Source organism: Cellulomonas sp. FA1 (genome assembly GCF_000986825.1).
GTDB lineage: Bacteria > Actinomycetota > Actinomycetes > Actinomycetales > Cellulomonadaceae > Cellulomonas > Cellulomonas iranensis.
Window position 1 is genome coordinate 2,921,158 of record NZ_LBMY01000001.1, and the last position, 18,114, is coordinate 2,939,271.

Consider the following 18,114-nt stretch of genomic DNA (forward strand, 5'->3'; position numbering starts at 1 on the left):
GCGCGTCCCGCCGACGTACGTCTCGGAGGTGGCACGGTGACGGAGCAGGTCGGGCCGGGCACGGTGCTCGCGGGGCGCTACCGGGTGGTCGACCCGCTGCCGTCGGACCTCGAGGGCGTGTCCGTGTGGCAGGCCACCGACCAGATCCTCGACCGACCCGTCCGTGTCCGCGTCCTGCGCTCGGGCGCTGTCACGCCCGCTCTCGACGCCGCGCGCCGCGCCGCGCTCGTGACGGACGCGCGCCTCGTGCGCGTCCTCGACGTCGGCACCCACGAGGGCGTCGGCTACGTCGTGTCCGAGCAGATCACCGGGGCGTCGCTCGCGCAGCTCGTGGAGCGCGGCGCGCTCACCCCGGACCAGGCGCGTGCCGTCGTCGGCGAGGCCGCCGCCGCGCTCGAGGTCGCGCGGCGTCGCGGTGTGCACCACCTCGCGCTGCGCCCGTCCGTCGTCCACGTGTCCTCCGACGGACGCGTCGTGGTCTCGGGGCTCGCGATCGACGCCGCGCTGCTGGGCATCGCGCCGACCGACGCGCGCGAGACCAGCCGGCGCGACGCCGTCGACCTGGTGCGCCTGCTGTACACGGGCCTCACCGGTCGGTGGCCGGCGGCCGACGACGACGCCGTGTCGCCGCGCGTCCCGGCCGCACCCGTCCTCGACGGGACGGTCGTGCCGCCCGCCGAGCTCGAGGCGGGCGTGCCCAACGACCTCGACACGCTGTGCTCGGTGACCCTCGGCCCGCACGAGGACGGCCCGCACTCGCCGGGCGACCTGGTGCACGAGCTCGAGCCGTGGGGCGAGATCCGCATCGGGCGGTCGGTCGACGACCGCGACGACGCGGGCGCGGGCGGCGCCGTCGCCGCGGCGGCCGCGGCCACCGCGCCCGAGGTGCCCGCCGAGCCGGTGCGCGTGGCACGGCAGTCCGTGCGCTCGGCCTTCGACGAGCTCCCGCAGGGCGTCTCGCGCCCGGGCACGCCCCCGCCGGCGGCGCCGACGCGGTCGAGCGCGATCCCCCCGGCGCGCACGTCCGCGCAGCCGACCGCGGCGGCCGCCGCGGCGCCGACGCTCCCCGCGTCCCTCCCGCCCGTGCACCAGGCCCCCGCGGCCCCCGCGCAGGAACCGGGCTGGGACGGCGGCCTGGGCTTCACCGAGGACCCGTTCGCGTTCGTCGAGGAGGACGAGGCGCCGCGACGCCGGTTCGACCCGACCGCGCTCGTGCTCGTGGTCGTCGGCGTGGCCGTGCTTGTCGGGCTCGTCGTCGCCGCACGCGCGCTGTTCGTCCAGCCGGACCGCGGCGAGGCCGGCGCGGGGACGCAGACCGAGGCGCCGCCCACCCCCGGCGAGGACCCCTCCGACGGCGGGGCCGCCCCGGAGGAGCCGCCCGCGGCCGAGGAGCCCGCCGCCGGCCCGCCGCCCGCGATCGCCGGCATCCGCACGCTCGACCCGACCAACCCCGAGGGCGAGCGCGTCGAGAACACCGAGCGCGCGATCGACGGCGACCCGTCGACGTTCTGGTTCTCCTACACGTACAACCGCCCCGACTTCGGCGGTCTGAAGGAGGGCATCGGCATCGAGGTCCGCCTCGCCGAGGAGACCACCGTCAGCGGCGTGACCCTCGCCGTGAACGGCACCGGCGGCGGCGTGGAGGTCCGGTCGACCACCGGGGACGCCCCCACGCAGGGCGACGTCCTCGCGTCCGGGACGCTCGGCCCCACCACCGACCTGACGTTTGCCGAACCGGTCCGCACGGGCTCGCTCGTGCTGTGGTTCACCGAGCTGCCCACCAACGCGGCCGGCCAGTTCCGCCTCGAGATCACCGAGATCACCGTCTCCTGACCGGGTCCGCGCCCGGGCCGCCCCCGGTGCGGACACGCGGCGCGACGGGAACAACCGCGCCCTACGATCGGTTGCACGAGCCGCCACCAGGGCCGCCCAGCGGCCCCGTCGCCCGCCCGCGACGCCGACCGACACAGCGAGGCACCCCGTGACCGAACCCGCCGCCCAGCCCACCTCCGACGTGCGCGACCTCGTCATCGTGGGGTCCGGCCCGGCCGGGTACACCGCCGCGATCTACGCCGCGCGCGCCGGCCTGGCGCCCGTCGTCGTCGCCGGCTCCGTGACCGCGGGCGGCGCCCTCATGAACACCACCGAGGTCGAGAACTTCCCCGGCTTCCCCGACGGGATCCAGGGCCCCGAGCTCATGGACTCGATGCAGAAGCAGGCCGAGAAGTTCGGCGCCGAGGTGCTGTGGGACGACGCGACGTCGCTCGACCTCACCGGTGACGTGAAGGTCGTGACCACGGGCGGCGGCGAGGTGTTCCGGGCCCGCGCGGTGATCCTCGCGACCGGCTCCGCGTACCGCGAGCTCGGCCTGCCCGACGAGAAGCGGCTGTCCGGCCGCGGCGTGTCGTGGTGCGCGACGTGCGACGGCTTCTTCTTCCGCGACCAGGACATCCTGGTCGTCGGCGGCGGCGACTCCGCGGTCGAGGAGGCGACGTTCCTCACCCGCTTCGGCAAGAGCGTGACGATGGTGCACCGCCGCGACGAGCTGCGGGCGTCGAAGATCATGGCCGACCGCGCGTTCGCGGACCCGAAGATCTCGTTCGCGTGGAACTCCGAGGTCGCCGCGATCCACGGCGACGAGAAGGTCACCGGCGTGACGCTGCGCGACACCGTGACCGGCGAGGAGCGCGAGGTCGGCGCCGGCGGCCTGTTCGTCGCGATCGGCCACGTGCCGCGCACGGACCTGCTGCTCGGCCAGGTCGAGCTCGACGAGAACGGCTACGTGCAGGTCGAGGGCCGGTCGACGCGCACCAACCTCACGGGCGTGTTCGCGTGCGGCGACGTCGTCGACCACACGTACCGGCAGGCCATCACGGCCGCGGGCTCGGGCTGCGCCGCCGCGCTCGACGCGCAGCACTACCTCGCCGGCCTGACGCGCGTCGCGGACCCGATGGTGCCGGGCTCGGCGCTCGTGCCCGAGGACGAGGTCGCGCGATGAGCACGACCGACGTCACCGACCTCACCTTCGAGCAGGAGGTGCTGCGCAGCGACCTGCCCGTCGTCGTCGACTTCTGGGCGACGTGGTGCGGCCCGTGCCGCATGGTGTCCCCCGTGCTCGACGAGCTGTCGGAGGAGTACGCGGGCCGCGTCAAGGTCGTCAAGGTCGACACCGACGCGAACCCCGGGCTGCGTGACGACTACAAGATCCAGTCGATCCCGTACATCGCGTTCTTCGCCGGCGGCGAGCTCAGCCACGCGGTGATCGGCGCCAAGCCGAAGGCGACGCTCAAGCAGTCGTTCGAGGAGCTGCTCGAGGCCGCCACCGAGGCCTGACGACGCGGAGGGACCGGGTCGCCCGCCGGACGGGTGCCCGGGACCTCCGGGCCGGCGTGCCACACTCGGTCGATGACCACCGTGCCCCAGCCCGACCGCAGGACGTCGGGCCACCCCACGTCCGCGGCCGCCGCCGGCACCCGTCTCGACCCCTGGCTCGGCGCGTACGCCGAGCGCACGGGCGGCATGCGGGCCTCCGAGATCCGTGCGCTGTTCTCCGTCGCCAACCGCCCCGAGGTCGTCTCGCTCGCCGGCGGCATGCCCTACCTCGCGCGGCTGCCGCTGGACCAGATCAGCGACATCGCGGCGCGCGTCGTGGCCGAGCGCGGGCTCGTCGCCCTGCAGTACGGCTCCGGCCAGGGCGACGAGACGCTGCGCGAGCAGATCCTCGAGGTCATGCGTCTGCAGGCCATCGAGGCGCACCCCGACGACGTGGTCGTCACGACCGGGTCCCAGCAGGCGCTCGACCTCGTGACCCGCGTGTTCGTCGACCCCGGCGACGTCGTGGTCGCGGAGGCGCCGTCGTACGTCGGCGCGCTCGGCGTCTTCCGCGCCTACCAGGCGGACGTCGTGCACGTGCCGATCGACGAGCACGGCCTGGTGCCCGCGGCGCTCGACGAGACGCTCACAGCGCTCGCCGCGGCCGGACGACGCGTCAAGCTGCTGTACACGGTGCCGAACTTCCACAACCCGGCCGGTGTCTCGATGTCCACCGAGCGACGCCCGCGGGTCCTCGAGATCGCGCGTCGCCACGGCGTCCTGGTGGTCGAGGACGACCCGTACGGCCTGCTCGGGTTCGAGGGCGAGCCGCGCCCGGCACTGCGGTCGCTGGACGACGAGGGCGTGCTGTACCTCGGGTCGTTCTCCAAGACCTTCGCCCCGGGGTACCGGGTCGGGTGGGTGGTCGCACCGCACGCCGTGCGCGAGAAGCTCGTGCTCGCCAGCGAGTCGGCGATCCTCTCCCCGTCCAACGCGTCGCAGCTCACGGTGTCGACCTACCTGTCGACGTGCGACTGGCGGTCGCAGATCAAGGACTACCGCGAGATGTACCGCGAGCGGCGCGACGCGATGGTCGGCGCCCTGGCGGACCTCATGCCCACGGCGTCCTGGACCGTGCCCGAGGGCGGCTTCTACACGTGGGTGCGGCTCCCCGAGGGGCTCGACGCCCGCGAGATGCTGCCGCGCGCGGTCACGGCGCTGGTGGCGTACGTGCCGGGGACGGCGTTCTTCTTCGACGGTCGCGGCGCCGACCACATGCGCCTGTCGTTCTGCTACCCGACGCCCGAGCGGATCCGCGAGGGCGTGCGTCGGCTCGCCGGGGTCGTCACGGCCGAGCGGGACCTGGTCGAGCTGTTCGGGGCGTCCGGGACCGTGCCGCGCGACGCGGTGCAGTCTCCCGGGCCGGACGTCGTCTGACGTGGGCGCCACGGAGGGGCGGACGCCCCCTGACGCCGACGCGCCCACGGTCGCCGTCCTCGCGGGCGGGCTGTCGCACGAGCGCGACGTGTCGCTGCGCTCGGGCCGGCGCGTCGCCGAGGCGCTGCGCTCCACCGGCCTCGAGGTCACGGTGCACGACGTCGACCCCGACCTCGTCCCGGCACTCTCGCAGCTCCGCCCCGACGTGGTGTGGCCGTTGCTGCACGGCGCCGGCGGCGAGGACGGCTCGGTGCGTGACGTCGTCCGGATGCTCGGTCTGCGCGTGCTCGGGTCCGACGCGCGCGCGAGCCGCGTCGCGTGGAGCAAGCCCGTCGCGAAGACCGTGCTCGCACGCGCGGGGGTGGCGACGCCCGAGCACGTCACGCTCCCCCAGTCGCTGTTCCGCGAGCTCGGCGCGGCGCAGGTGCTCGACCTCGTGGTCGGGCAGCTCGGGCTGCCGCTCGTGGTGAAGCCGTCCCGCGGCGGGTCGGCGCTCGGCGTCACGCTGGTGACGACGCGCGACGCCCTGCCGGGGGCCATGGTCGAGTGCTTCTCCTACACGGACACGGCGCTCGTCGAACGGGCCGTCACGGGCACCGAGGTCGCCGTGAGCGTCCTCGACACGGGCGACGGGCCGTTCGCGCTGCCCGCCGTGGAGGTCGTCACGGACGGTCCCTACGACTACGACGCGCGTTACAGCCCGGGGCGCACCGAGTACTTCGCTCCCGCCAGACTCGACGCCGCCACGGCGGCGGACGTCGCGGAGGTCGCCGTGCGGGCGCACCGCGCCCTCGGCCTGCGCGACGTGTCACGGACCGATCTGGTGGTCGACGCGGCCGGCGTGCCGTGGTTCCTCGAGGTCAACGTCGCGCCCGGCATGACCGAGACGTCGCTCCTCCCGCAGGCCGCCGAGGCGGCCGGGCACGACCTGGGACGCCTGTACCGCGCGCTCGTGGACGCCGTCGCACGCCGCTGACCTGCGAAGACGCAAGTCGTACACACGGTTGCCACGTCGATGTACGTTGCCGTCGACGACCGGCACGGGCGCGACCGCACCCGGTGCGCGCAGCCGAGTCGACCCTCTCGTCGCCTCGGCGCTCAGGCGGCGCCGGGTCGACGACGACGGCCGGGCGCCTGACGCCCGTCGAGCACGGTCGGCACCTCGCCGGCACGGGAGCCCGGTCAGGGCCGCAGGACGCCCGGGTCGTCGGGAGCGAGGGCCGTCAGGATGCGGTTGAGGTCCTGCACCGACGCGAACTCGACGGTGAGCTTGCCACGCGACTTGCCGAGGTCGACCTTCACGCGCGTCTCGAAACGGTCCGACAGCCGAGCGGCCAGGTCGTCCAACGCCTCGTTCCGGACGCCGGCACGCGGCCGCGGACGTCGCGTCGGCGCGGTCTCGTCCCCACCCAGCGCGACGATCTCCTCGACCGCGCGCACCGAGAGCCCCTCCGACACGATCCGCTGTGCGAGACGCTCGATGGCCGCACCGTCCGCCAGACCCAGGAGCGCCCGCGCGTGCCCCGCCGACAGGACGCCCGCCGCGACGCGGCGCTGCACCAGCGGCGGCAGCTTCAGCAGCCGCAACGTGTTGGAGATCTGCGGACGCGACCGGTGGATCCGCGTCGCGAGCTCCTCGTGCGTGCAGCCGAAGTCGTCGAGGAGCTGCTGGTAGGCGGCCGCCTCCTCGAGCGGGTTGAGCTGGGCGCGGTGCAGGTTCTCCAGGAGGGCGTCGCGCAGCAGGTCGCCGTCCTCGGTCTCCCGCACGATCGCCGGGATCGTGGTGAGGCCCGCCTCCTGCGTCGCGCGCCAGCGCCGCTCCCCCATGATCAGCTCGTAGCCGTCGCCCACAGCACGCACGACGACCGGCTGCAGGACGCCGATCTCACGGATGGACCCCACGAGCTCGGCCAACGCGTCCTCGTCGAAGACCACGCGCGGCTGTCGAGGGTTGGGCCGGATCGACGTGACGGGGAGCTCCGCGAACCGCGCCCCGGGGACCGGGACCAGGCCGTCCGTGTCGACCGACGCGGTCGCGCCCCCCGCGACGACGTCGGTGGCTGCCGACGCGTCACCCGCATCGACGTGCGCGGCTGCCACCGCGTCGACGGTGTCCGCGGTGGGGGCGCCGGCCGCGGACGTGGACGGGTCCTCGACGGCCGGGTCGACCGTGCTCGCGGCCGACGCGGCCCGCTCGTCCTTGCGCGTGTCGGGGAAGAACACGTCGACGGGACGGTCCCCGGTGCTGCGCGGGGTCTCCAGACCCGTGGGGATCAAGGCCCCTAGTCCGCGGCCGAGGCCGCGACGCTTCTCGCTCACTGGTCCTCCTGGGCGGGCGTGGCCGGCACGGGCACGCCGTCGGTACGGGTGGTGGCCTGCACGGCCCGCTCCGCGAGCTCGCGGGCCGCCTCGAGGTACGCGAGCGCGCCCGACGAGCTGCCGTCGTACGTGATGACGGTCTGGCCGTAGCTCGGCGCCTCGGAGATCCGGACGGACCGCGGCACCGTCGTGCGCAGCGTCTGCTCCGGGAAGTGCGTCCGCACCTCCTCGGCGACCTGCTGCGCGAGGTTGGTGCGCGCGTCGTACATCGTGAGGAGGATCGTCGAGACGGCGAGCCGCGGGTTCAGGTGCGCCTGGATGAGGTCGATGGTCTTGAGCAGCTGCGACAGGCCCTCGAGTGCGTAGTACTCGCACTGGATCGGGATCAGGACCTCGCGTGCCACGACGAACGCGTTGACCGTCAGCAGGCCGAGGCTCGGGGGGCAGTCGACGAAGACGTAGTCGATCCGCTCGTGGCCGTTGTCGGTGCGCCACGTCAGGTAGTTGTCGAGCGCGGTCCGTAGCCGGGTCTCACGGGCCACCATGGAGACGAGCTCGATCTCGGCCCCGGAGAGGTCGATCGTGGCCGGCAGGCACCACAGGCCCGGGACGTCGGGGCTCTGCTGGACCGCCTCGTGCATGGGCGCGCCGTCGACGAGCACCTCGTAGATCGACGGCGTCCCCGCGCGGTGCTCGATGCCGAGCGCGGTCGACGCGTTCCCCTGCGGGTCGTTGTCGAGGACCAGGACCTGCAGGCCCGCCTGCGCGAGCGCGGCCGCGAGGTTGACGGTCGTCGTCGTCTTGCCGACGCCGCCCTTCTGGTTGGCGACCGTGATGACCCGCGTCCGCGGCGGTCGGGGGAACTTCCGTCCACGCAGCTCGATCCTGCGGCGGGCGTCGAGCTGCAGCTCGGCGAGCAGCGGCGTGTCGTCCGACGCGCGCGGCAGGCTGTCGACGATCGCGGCGCGACGGGCCTCCTCCGGGTCGCCCGCGGGGCTCGGCGCACCGGTCGCGCTCTCGGTCCCGGGGGCGGGGTCCTGCTGGTCGTCCACGGGTCCTCTTTCGTCCTCACGCGCCGTACGGGCGGTGTTCGTGCTGGTCAGAGCGGTGTCAGCGAGCGTCGCACGCACCTGGTCGAGCGCACGCGGCTCAGCAGGGCGCTCCCCCGAAGGTGCGGACGACGTGTCACCAGCGCCCTCCGCCACGTCGTCCGACGGGTCGGGGTGCCGCGCACCGCCGTCCGCGTCGTCAGGTGACCCGTCCGGGGTCGTGCCGGCCGGCTCCTCAGTCTCCCACGCGTACACCGCTCCCAGCTGCGTCACCGAGACGGGGCGCGGACGGGCGCCACGACGCGGGCGTGCATCCTCAGTCGTCGCGGCGTCGTCCGGCGCGGTGGGTGCGGGGGCCTCCCCTTCGACCGCCAGGGTCGACGTGGTTCCACGTGAAACGACGTCGTGCGGTGGGACGTGAGTGGCGCCTTCGGGGCCCGGGTCGACGCCCTCGTCCGCGGCCTCGCCGTGCGTCGCGGTCTCCGTCGCGGCACCAGCGCCGTCCTGGACCTCGGCTTGGGTGCTGTCGTCCACGCCCGGAGGCGCTTCCGTGTCGCGGCCGTGCGTGTGGACTCCAGCGGCCGCATCGGTCTCGGTGTCCGGCCCCGCGCTCCAACGGGGCACGCCGCCGGCGGTCGGTGCAGACGTGGTCGACGGTCCGGGCACGTGGTCCCCGTCGGCTCCGCCGTCCTGCTCGGCCTGGGCCTCGTCGACGGCGACGGAGCTCCCGACCGACGGGCCGCGGGAAAGGTCGGCGGTCGCCGGCCACTGCGGGCTCGTCGCCCCGGCCACGGCTCCACGGGACGACCACGCCGGGGTGACCGGCGCCTCGGACGGCGTCGCGCCCGCGGCGGGACGGTGATCGGGAGGGCTTCCGGGCTGCCACTCGTCGGCCGGCGGCACGCCCGGCACGGGGACGTCGGTCGCCGGCGTCGTAGCCGCCGCGCGAGCCGCCGCCGCCTTCTCTTCGCGGCGCTTCTTCCTACCGAACACCTCGCACCCTCCTCACCGCGGTCACGACGCGTGTCGGTTCGGTCCCGGGGATGGTCACGGCCTCGTGCACGCGACCGTCGACCAGCCCGACCGCTCGCATCGCCTTCGCGGCTGCCGCGAGCTCGTCCTCGGCGCGGGCGCCCTTCATCGCGACCACCGTCCCGCCGTCGCGGACGAGCGGGGCGGTCCACCGGTAGAGCTTGTCCAGCGCGGCGACGGCACGCGCGGTCACGGCGTCGGCCTCGATCGCACCGTCGAGCTCCTGCGCCCGCGCACGTCTGACCTCGACGTTCGGGAGCGCGCAGCGCGTGACCACGTCGTTCAGCCACGCGACCCGCCGTTCCATGGGCTCGACGAGCACCACCTCGGCGTCGGGGAGCATGGCCGCCGCGACGATCCCGGGCAGACCGGCCCCGGATCCCACGTCCACGACCACACCGGTCTGCGGGAGGTACGGCACCACGGCTGCCGAGTTGAGCAGGTGCCGCTCCCACAACCGCGGGATCTCTCGTGGGCCGATGAGCCCGCGCAGCTCACCCTCCTCGACCAGGTAGTCCCGGAAGGTGCGGACCGCCACCCACGCGTCGGCGAAGAACTCGGGCAGCCGCGGGTCACCGTCCCACGGGTCAGGCTCGTTCGCTGCGAGATCCGGTGACTGGTCCTGCACCCGGTGGCTCCTGTTCCACGTGAAACGAGCGGTCGACTCGACGGTGGCACGGCCCGTTCGTCGCGCCCCTACGCTACCCCGCCGCATGACGCCGGACCGGGAGGCCCGCGCCTACGGTCGCTTGCGCGATCTCCCGATGCGTGCGCGTGCCCGAGCGACAGCCGGACGCTCGGCATCGCCGTGCCGGACCCTCCGGATGGCGACGGGACACGGCGGCGCACGAGCGACAGGGTGTGCTCGACCGGTACCCGGCAAACCAGCACCGGGCACCAGGCACCCAGCACCCAGCTTGCATGACGTGCCGCATCGGTCGAACGGACGGTGCGAGAACGGCTGGAAGGCTGACGCGGAGGCGGTCCTCGGGGCGGCTGGTGCAGCGATCGGGCTCGCGGCCACGCGGTCGCTCGTGTCGACACCGTCCGATCCTCGCGCGGTGTGCACGATCCGCCGCGGTCGGGTGCCGAAGTGCGCCCCCCGTCCGCGCCCGCTCGGTGGGAAGCTCCTCGGCGCCCCCACCAGGTGCCGCTGACACATTGACGCGCAGCCTGGCGCGGCACGTGCGCGCAGACCCGGACACCTCGCGCTGACCCGCCGCCTCTGGTGGCGGGTCACGCTGAGGTGCCACGCGAACGTGTCCACCGCTCGAGCCCAGCACGAGGCCCATCACGGCAACGGACGCCGGAGCACGCCGGCTGACGATGCGCCGCAGGACGTCGTCCTCGGTCCACCACGCCAGCCGCGGCCTCGCTGCAGAGACGAGCGCGCTCCACCATCGTTCCCCGCGGTGGGCGCGCCCTCGACCGCGCCGGTGCGCTCCTGCGTCGGCAAGGCTCGATTGCCGTCAGCGGAGGCGCTGGTCGACACTGCGGAGATGGGGTCGCGTCGGGCCACTCCTGCACATGTGAGTCACCCAACCATCGACGGCCGTTCCATCGCGCGGCTCACGGGCGCGCTGGGCCACACGTCTGACAACGGCCACTGGGATCCGTGGCCGTCGCACGTCCCACACAAGCTGAACGACCGAGTCCGGGTCGAGCCCCCGCGCCCGCTGCAGTCCGAGTGGACACGGTGAGCAGCTCCCTGCGCTCCGGCTCCACGACGGTCTCTCCGACGCTTCCGCAGACGCTCAGCTGGCGCCACCGCCCCGGCTGCCTTCGAGCCAGCACCTCAAGGTGCAGGCACCCGCCGCGGCGTGCATGCACCGGTGGGCGACTCGTCGTCCAGAGGAGGGCTGTTGACTCCCCCGTCACCCCACAGCGAAGACGGGCATCGCTTTGTCGACCCGACAACGATCTTCCGCCCGCGCTCGCGCTGAACCTTTGCGCTCACGCTCAACCTCTGCGCAAACGCTCACGCTCAACCTCTGCGCAAACGCTCACGCTCACGCGCACGGCGAGGCTCACCACTGGTCGCCGCGCCGGACGGCCTTCCAGTGGACAGGGCGCGTCCGCCGAGCCGGCGTGCCCCTCGTGGGTCGGTCCCCGATCTCGACAGTCCACCTCGGAGGGAGTCCCCCACGTCCGCCGCGCGCACCACGCCACCACAAGCGGCGGGTGCCACACCGGCTGCGTCCTCCTCATGTGGCGCGCCGTAGCGGGTTGCTCCCCAGGCGTCGCATCGAGGACTCCCGCGGGCCCGGGGTCGCGGACGTTCGCGCCGGAGCACTGCGCACCTCACGACCGCCGTTGCCGCGCGAGGCCTGCATCGCCACTCCCCCTGACCTCCCGCACGCCGTCGGGCGGGCGGCCCTCGTTCCCGACAGCCGGGTACTCATGGAACGGTCGATCGCACGCAGCGGTGCCCGACATGAAGGAGCGCCCCGCGCCCTCAGGATCTGTCCGCGCCAAGCAGTCCGCCAGTTCCACGTGAGACGCCGCGTGGCACGCGGTGTTGGCGAAGACCCATCGAGCCACCAAGAGGGCTCCCCTCCATGTCGCGGTTGCACGTCAGACCCCTGACGTGGCATTTCTCCATCTGTTCCACGTGAAACCGTGAGCGGGGTCCTCCCGAGCGGGGTGCCACGTGCAGACGGAACAAGGGCTCTCTGATTCGTCTCCGCGCAGAGACGAGCCTCGCCCCGTGCGGCGTGGTCCGACGCGACGCGACGCCCAGCAGAAGACCGCAGCCGAGCGGGACGTCTCTGCGCGGCCAGCCTTGCGCACGACGGTGCCAGCGCCGCGGCCACTTCGATGTGGGGGCGTCGCGGTGCTCGTGGCGCAGTCGTCGCGTCAGAGCTCACGCCAGAACGATTGCGTCGCAGTACGAGGTGAGCGTCGACGCTCGCGACTCGAGGATCCGGCTCGCACTCAGCTCACCGACCGGTCGAGACCTCGCCGCTCGCCACAGCCTCCCTGCTTGCTCGCGCCCTTCACCGCGCGTGAGGATCCCCGTGAGGGCTCGCGGTCTAGTGTCACCGGCGGGGCCACCTCAGCGGATTCCACGATGGAGCACCCACTTGCGCCTTGGCCGGTAGGTGACGGTCGAGCTGCATACGCCGATGTGGCCGTCCACGTCAGGCAAGAGCTCACCCCTCCCCGTCACGCACCCCGGTCGCGCCGCGCTCCGGGTCACACCAGAAGGAGCCGCGGCGACGCGTGCGTGCCAGCGCGACGTGCCCGCGCCGCTCATCCTTGGCCACCGCCGAACACGGCCAGTCGTGGCCGCCTCGCACCTGACGCTCCTCGCCTGGCGCGGCAGGGTCTCCGGTCACGGCAGAAGGTCTCAACATCTCGCCGGACTGCAAGGACCGAGAAGCGTCCGCCTCCGTTCCACGTGAAACCGGCCGGCGGACGGCGCACACGGCACCCCGTCCTTGCGTCCACCTCGCCGGGCGCTCGGCACGCCGCCAACGGCCGCCGACCGCGCATGGCGATGAGCACCACCTCCTCACGACTCTCCGCGCCGTCCACGCGCGCGGCACCGCGGCGCTCGCGTAGCGTCGGCGAGCTCAGTGCGTCGTCGGCGAGCTCAGCAACCCGTCGGTGAGCTCAGCATCTCGTCGGTGAGCTCAGCATCTCGTCGGTGAGCTCAGGATCTCGGACCGCATCGTCGACGGGGGATGGGTCGAGCGCCGTCGCCCTCACCCGCGAGCCGCAGCCCGGCCAAGCTCACTGACCCACGGCCCCACGCACAGCGGCGCGAGGAATCACCGCCCCGACACCCCCGCCGCGCGACCTCGGCGTTGTGAGCAACACCCACGGATGAACACCGCGCGCGTGCTGTCGTGCGCCTCGCGCCTCAGTTCACCAACCCATGACCGGCGACTGACAGCGCCGCGGCCGACCCCACGGACCACGATGTCTGAGCTCACGACGGTGAGCCCGAGCCGCTGGACCAGCGCGAGCCGCGCGCACTCGTGCGGCAACACCGCACACGGTTCTACCGTCGACCGTCAACCGCCGCCGGCCCCGTTCCACGTGAAACACGCGGGCGCCCCGCGCCGCCGAGGGCGCGCAGCGACCACCGTCCCGCCGCCCGACGCAGCCGACGCAGCCGACGCAGCCGACGCAGCCGACGCAGCCGACGCAGCCGACGCAGCACGTAACCACTCCCCCCGACAGGCCGCGACTCGTCGAGGAGCGGCGCCGCCGCCGGCCGGGCAGGCATCGATCACGCCGTCCGCACGAGACGCGCGACGTCCCACCGCCCCCGTCGACCGATCCGGTCCGGCTCGCCCCTTCATCGGGCCCGCAACCGGCCAGACGGCCACGCCGTGTCAACCGCCCGCGGGCAGCTGACTCGCGCAGCTCGGAACGCCGGGTGCCTTCGAGCAGGGTGCCCGCCATCGTCGCGACGATGCCTGTACCGACGAGCTCTCGGTGGTTCTTCAGCAATCCGCACCAGGCGCACAGCACCCGGCGCGTGCGACTCTCGACCGCCCCCACCGGAAGACACGTCCCCAACAGGTCGGGTCGCGACGCGTCCCGCCGCATTGAGCGCTCAATTCGGGCCTCGGCGGCGCTCCAGGAGCGTCGTTCAGAGCGTTCGACGGCTCGTCAGGCCACCATCCTCCGCTCCGGATCGCCAGGAGGATCGTTCCTGGAGAACTTACGGGGCGCTCAAACGCCCTGTTCCACGTGAAACAGGGCCCGAAAGCGACCCATTGCTCGTCGAACGCGGGACTTCCACCCGCGCGACACACCCATGCCGCCACCTCGCCGACCGACGAACGCCGCCCGACGGGCGCCGCGCAGAGGCGGAGCAGAACGACCTCGACGATCGAGACGCCGGGACGAACGCGCTCAGTACGCACCTTCGACCCGGTGTCCGATCCACGGCGTCGGTCTCCACTCTCACGCCAGCGAGGCAAGCCCCGGACCGCTGCCGTCGCGGTCGGCTCCGGCGTGGCGAGCGTCGACCTGAGCGTGCCGGCGACCTGTGGACAAGACACGTCTCCACTCAGCACCCGACCGCACCCACCACCGACCCGCGGTCACTACCGAGACGAGCGAGGCGCGGCGCGAGCGTCCGGCAGCGCTCCCCGATCCGCAGCACCGAGACGACGCTCGTCGCCAGACACCGACGCACCACCCCACGCGGGTCGCCGCATCCGCCGAGCCGTTCCCCACCATCAGCGGCCGTGCGCACGACCCCGAGCCCGACCTAGCGATAGCTCTCCCCCGAGCGCGTGCACGACTGCGGTCGTCGACGGGTTGCCCGTCTGCCTCTGAGGCCGGGCCGAGCAGCTCGACTCGCCTCGACGGCTCGACCTCCTCCGAGATCGACCACTCGCCGAACCGACCGACGGCCCTCACGCCATCCCTCGGGACGTGCCCGCCCCCCCGATCACCCGGGGCAGTGGCTAGCCGTTCGCCCCCGTGGGCGACACCGCCAGCGCAGGGAGCGCACCGGCACGGTCCACCCGGTCACGCGCGAACCGAGGAAGACCTCACCCTCGCCGGTAGTACCTCTCGACACCCATGGCCCGTCCGCCCCTGAGACCCCCCGCAGGCGCAGCATCACCCGACCACCCAGGGTGCGCCGCAATGATGCCGCAGCACACCGCGACGACGGCGTCGCGCGGAGACCGGCACATTCCGGACACCGCGCCGTTCCTGGAGGCCGATCCTGCGGGCCACGGGCCGCGCCCGCGAGGCGCTCTACGCTCCAAAACGCCAGGAGAATCGTTCCTGGCGAAGCCAAAGGGCCGCCGCGGCCACGTCACGGAGCCCCAGTTCGCCAGGAGCCAATCTCCCGCGCACGATCACGCGCCTCGGACACACCTCCCGACGCCGTCCCCCGGTCCGAGGAATGGTCGACGACCACCGCCGTCGACTCGTGGAGACGACGCAGGGCGGGTAGCTCGCGCCACCCGCCCTGCGTGCACCGTCGTCCCGGGGTCAGCTCACGCCGGCTTGACGACCACCCGGCGGTCCGGCTCGACGCCGACGGAGTCGCTCACGAGGCCGGCCTCGGCCACCGCGTCGTGCACGACCTTCCGCTCGAACGGGTTCATCGCGGAGAGCGTGACCGCCTCGCCGTCTGCCTTGACTTGGTCGATGGCGGTGCGGGCGATCGCGACGAGCTCGGTCCGCCGCTGCGCACGGAACCCGGCGATGTCGAGCATCAGCCGGCTGCGCTCGCCCGTCTTCGTCTGGACGGCGAGGCGCGTGAGCTCCTGCAACGCGTCGAGCACCTCCCCCTCGGCGCCGACGAGACGGCGGAGCGCTGCCGCGTCCGAGCCGTCCTCGGCCACAATCTCCACGGCAGCCCGCCCGTGGTCGACGTCGATGTCGATGTCACCGTCGAGGTCCGCGATGTCGAGGAACTCCTCGAGGTAGTCGGCGGCGATCTCGCCCTCCTCCTCGAGGCGCTTCACGACGTCGGCGTCGGCGGCCGTGTCCGGCTCGGTCGTACCCATGTCTTCTCCGTTCAGAGGTGTCGCACCGTCGTCGGCCCTGCGGGGGCCGTCGTCGCGGTGGTGGTCAGTGGCGGGGGCCGTCGGGCGTCGAGCCGCCGGAGGGCGGACCCTTGCGCTTCTTCTTCGGAGCGGGCGTGGTCGGTTCGCTCGGAGCAGCGGGCGCGTCCTCGACCGTGCCAGCGGCGTCGGATGCGTCGTCCGCGCCGACCCCCGTCTGCTGCGGCCGCACCTTGGCGCGGTCCTTGCGCTTCGGCTGCTGACGCTGACCGCGGGGCTTCTCGTCGATGACGGCGGTCGCGGTCGAGGTCTGCTCGATCGTCTCGCCGCGGGCGGCGGCCTTCCTGGCCTGCCGCTCCTTGAGCGCCTTCTCCGCCTGCGAACCCGGTGCCGGCATGCGGCGGATCGTGTAGAACTGCTGCCCCATCGACCACAGGTTGGTGGTGGTCCAGTAGATGAGGACACCGATCGGGAAGTTCACGCCCGAGACGGCGAAGATGAACGGCAGGACGTACAGCAGGATCTTCTGCTGCTGCGCCATCGGGCCCGTGAGCGCAGCCGGCGGCATGTTCTTCATGGTGAGCTGCCGCTGCGTGGTGAACGTCGTCACCGACATCGCGACGATGAGGACGATGGTGACGACGCGGATGTGCCAGTTGCCGTCCCACTGCATGAAGGTGCCGGACAGCGGTGCGCCCCAGATGGTGGCCTGCTCGGCCTGGCCGGCCAGCTCGCGGGTGAGGGGGCCGATCGACTCGGCGCGCGCGTACGTGCCGGACGCCAGGCTCGGGAGCTCGTAGAGCACCCGGAACAGGGCGAAGAAGATCGGCGACTGCAGGAGGATGGGCAGGCAGGACGCGAACGGGTTCGTGCCGTGCTTGCGGTAGAGCTCCATCATCTCGCGGCTCATCGCCTCGCGGGACGCGGGGTCTGTCTTGCCCTTGTACTTCTTCTGCAGGGCCTGCATCTCGGGCTGCACGAGCTGCATGCCACGGGACGCCTTGATCTGCTTGAAGAAGAGCGGGATCAGCAGGATCCGCATGACGATCACGAGTCCGACGATGGACAGCGCCCAGGCGGCGCCGCTCGCGGGGTCGAGGCCGATCCAGGTCAGCAGGTCGTGGAAGCGGACCATGATCCACGCGACCGCGACCATGAGCGGGAACAGCAGGCCGTCCATCCAAGGCATGAGGCGGTGCTCCTCGAGAGCGTCAGTGAGCGGCGGGGGCCGCGTCGAAGGCGTGGTGGTGCCGCGACGGTGGAACGTCGTCGACCCCACCGGGGTTCCAGGGGTGGCACCGCAGGAGTCGCCGCGCGGCGAGCCACGTGCCGCGGACGGCACCGTGACGCTGCACGGCGATGACCGCGTACTGCGAGCACGACGGGTAGAACCTGCAGGTCGGAGGCGTGATCGGCGAGATCACGCGTTGGTACACCCAGAGCAGGCCGAGAAGTACACGAGCGGGCAGAGAGCTCACCACGGCCCAGACGCGCGTCACGACGTCACCCGGTGCTCGGCGCGCCGCGCCGCGCGCCGCTCGGCGCCGTCGATCGCGCCGTCCAGGTCGCGGCCCAGCTGCGCGGAGGAGGCTCCCGCGGCGTCGGGCTGCGCGCGGACGACGACCCGCGTGCCGCTCCCCCAGCGGCCGAGGCGGCTCGCCAGCAGGGCGCGCAGCCGCCGCCGGACCCGGTTCCGGGTCACGGCGTTCCCCACGGCCTTGGAGACGACGAGACCGACCACCGGCGGGCCGGGGTCGGTCGTCGTCGTGAGGTGCACGACGAGGGTGTCGCGTCCCCCGCGCGCGCCGCGACGCACCGTCTGCTGGAAGTCGGCAGAGCGGCGCATCCGGTGCGCTGCAGGGAGCACCGGGGGTGGCGTCAGGCCGAGAGCTCGGCGCGCCCCTTGCGGCGGCGCGCCGCGAGGATGGCGCGGCCGGCACGCGTGCGCATGCGCAGACGGAAGCCGTGGGTCTTGGCCCGGCGCCGGTTGTTCGGCTGGAAGGTGCGCTTGGTCACGACGTTCTCCACACGTTCTCGTCACGGTCGTACGGAGTCGCACGACCAGGTCCTGGTGCCGTGTCCACCGCTCCAGGGATCGCACGCAAGGACACGTGCGAAGGCGTCAGGGCGCGCCGGACGGAGCCGTCGGAAGGCTGGGCCACGCTACGCCGCGGCAGGCGCGTGGGTCAAATGCGCCAGCGTACGCCGCACGGCGGGTGGCACCCACGGTGGCACCGCGACGCACCGTCGGACGCCTTACCCCAGGTCAGCAGGTTCTCGGTGGACCCGCCGCGGCGTGTCGCGGGTCTCACCCGCCGGTGCGCTTCTGCGGGTGCCGGCCGACCACTAGAGTCGGACATCGTCGTGCCGCCCGGCGCGTGCGCCTCGAGGGTGCGGACGACGCCGTCGCCGGCCCTGTGGACGACGGGCGGGCAGGACCCCCGACGACGGGTCACGGTCCCGCACCGCTGCCACTCACA

13 protein-coding genes are annotated in these 18,114 nt (G+C 73.4%); 5 read left to right on the forward strand and 8 right to left on the reverse strand.

Annotated features, from left to right (window positions below):
• Positions 1–36 precede the first annotated feature (36 nt).
• The 5 genes from GY42_RS13105 (at position 37) to GY42_RS13125 (ending at position 5,725) form a co-directional block, all read left to right on the forward strand.
• Positions 37–1,833, forward strand: a complete 1,797-nt coding sequence (locus tag GY42_RS13105) for a protein kinase family protein (RefSeq protein WP_046529668.1) — start codon at positions 37–39, stop codon at positions 1,831–1,833.
• Positions 1,834–1,981: 148 nt separating this feature from the next.
• The gene (trxB, locus tag GY42_RS13110; RefSeq protein ID WP_046529669.1) at positions 1,982–2,998 is read left to right on the forward strand and encodes a thioredoxin-disulfide reductase; all 1,017 of its coding nucleotides are present in this window, start codon (positions 1,982–1,984) and stop codon (positions 2,996–2,998) included.
• Positions 2,995–3,333 (forward strand): thioredoxin, encoded by a 339-nt coding sequence (gene trxA / locus GY42_RS13115; RefSeq protein ID WP_046529670.1) that lies wholly within the window; start codon positions 2,995–2,997, stop codon positions 3,331–3,333. The genes trxB and trxA overlap by 4 nt, the downstream gene beginning before the upstream one ends.
• Before the next feature lie 72 nt (positions 3,334–3,405).
• Positions 3,406–4,749: an aminotransferase-like domain-containing protein gene (locus tag GY42_RS13120; protein ID WP_046529671.1), complete on the forward strand. Its 1,344-nt coding sequence runs from the start codon at positions 3,406–3,408 to the stop codon at positions 4,747–4,749.
• Position 4,750: 1 nt separating this feature from the next.
• On the forward strand, positions 4,751–5,725 hold the full coding sequence (locus tag GY42_RS13125; protein WP_046529672.1) for a D-alanine--D-alanine ligase family protein: 975 nt from the start codon (positions 4,751–4,753) through the stop codon (positions 5,723–5,725).
• 206 nt (positions 5,726–5,931) lie between these two features.
• Here GY42_RS13125 and GY42_RS13130 read toward each other — a convergent pair whose 3' ends face one another.
• From GY42_RS13130 to rpmH, 8 genes are all read right to left on the reverse strand, one after another.
• Entirely contained in the window at positions 5,932–7,068 is a 1,137-nt protein-coding gene (locus GY42_RS13130) for a ParB/RepB/Spo0J family partition protein (protein ID WP_046529673.1), read from the reverse strand.
• Entirely contained in the window at positions 7,065–8,120 is a 1,056-nt protein-coding gene (locus GY42_RS13135; RefSeq protein WP_046529674.1) for a ParA family protein, read from the reverse strand. The genes GY42_RS13130 and GY42_RS13135 overlap by 4 nt, the downstream gene beginning before the upstream one ends.
• A 979-nt stretch (positions 8,121–9,099) precedes the next feature.
• Positions 9,100–9,777 carry a 16S rRNA (guanine(527)-N(7))-methyltransferase RsmG gene (rsmG, locus tag GY42_RS13140; protein WP_046529675.1) on the reverse strand — a complete coding sequence of 226 codons (678 nt, stop codon included), beginning with the start codon at positions 9,775–9,777 and terminating at the stop codon, positions 9,100–9,102.
• A 5,344-nt stretch (positions 9,778–15,121) separates the two neighbouring features.
• The gene (locus GY42_RS13145; RefSeq protein ID WP_046529676.1) at positions 15,122–15,637 is read right to left on the reverse strand and encodes a Jag family protein; all 516 of its coding nucleotides are present in this window, start codon (positions 15,635–15,637) and stop codon (positions 15,122–15,124) included.
• Between the two features lie 64 nt (positions 15,638–15,701).
• Complete coding sequence (yidC, locus tag GY42_RS13150) at positions 15,702–16,823, reverse strand: membrane protein insertase YidC (RefSeq protein WP_046529677.1); 1,122 nt, start codon at positions 16,821–16,823, stop codon at positions 15,702–15,704.
• Positions 16,824–16,845: 22 nt separating this feature from the next.
• Positions 16,846–17,133, reverse strand: coding sequence for a membrane protein insertion efficiency factor YidD (yidD, locus tag GY42_RS13155; RefSeq protein ID WP_046529678.1), 288 nt, complete (start codon positions 17,131–17,133; stop codon positions 16,846–16,848).
• Complete coding sequence (rnpA, locus tag GY42_RS13160; protein ID WP_046529679.1) at positions 17,130–17,501, reverse strand: ribonuclease P protein component; 372 nt, start codon at positions 17,499–17,501, stop codon at positions 17,130–17,132. The genes yidD and rnpA overlap by 4 nt, the downstream gene beginning before the upstream one ends.
• A gap of 11 nt (positions 17,502–17,512) precedes the next feature.
• Positions 17,513–17,650, reverse strand: a complete 138-nt coding sequence (gene rpmH / locus GY42_RS13165; protein WP_043601468.1) for a 50S ribosomal protein L34 — start codon at positions 17,648–17,650, stop codon at positions 17,513–17,515.
• Positions 17,651–18,114 lie beyond the last annotated feature (464 nt).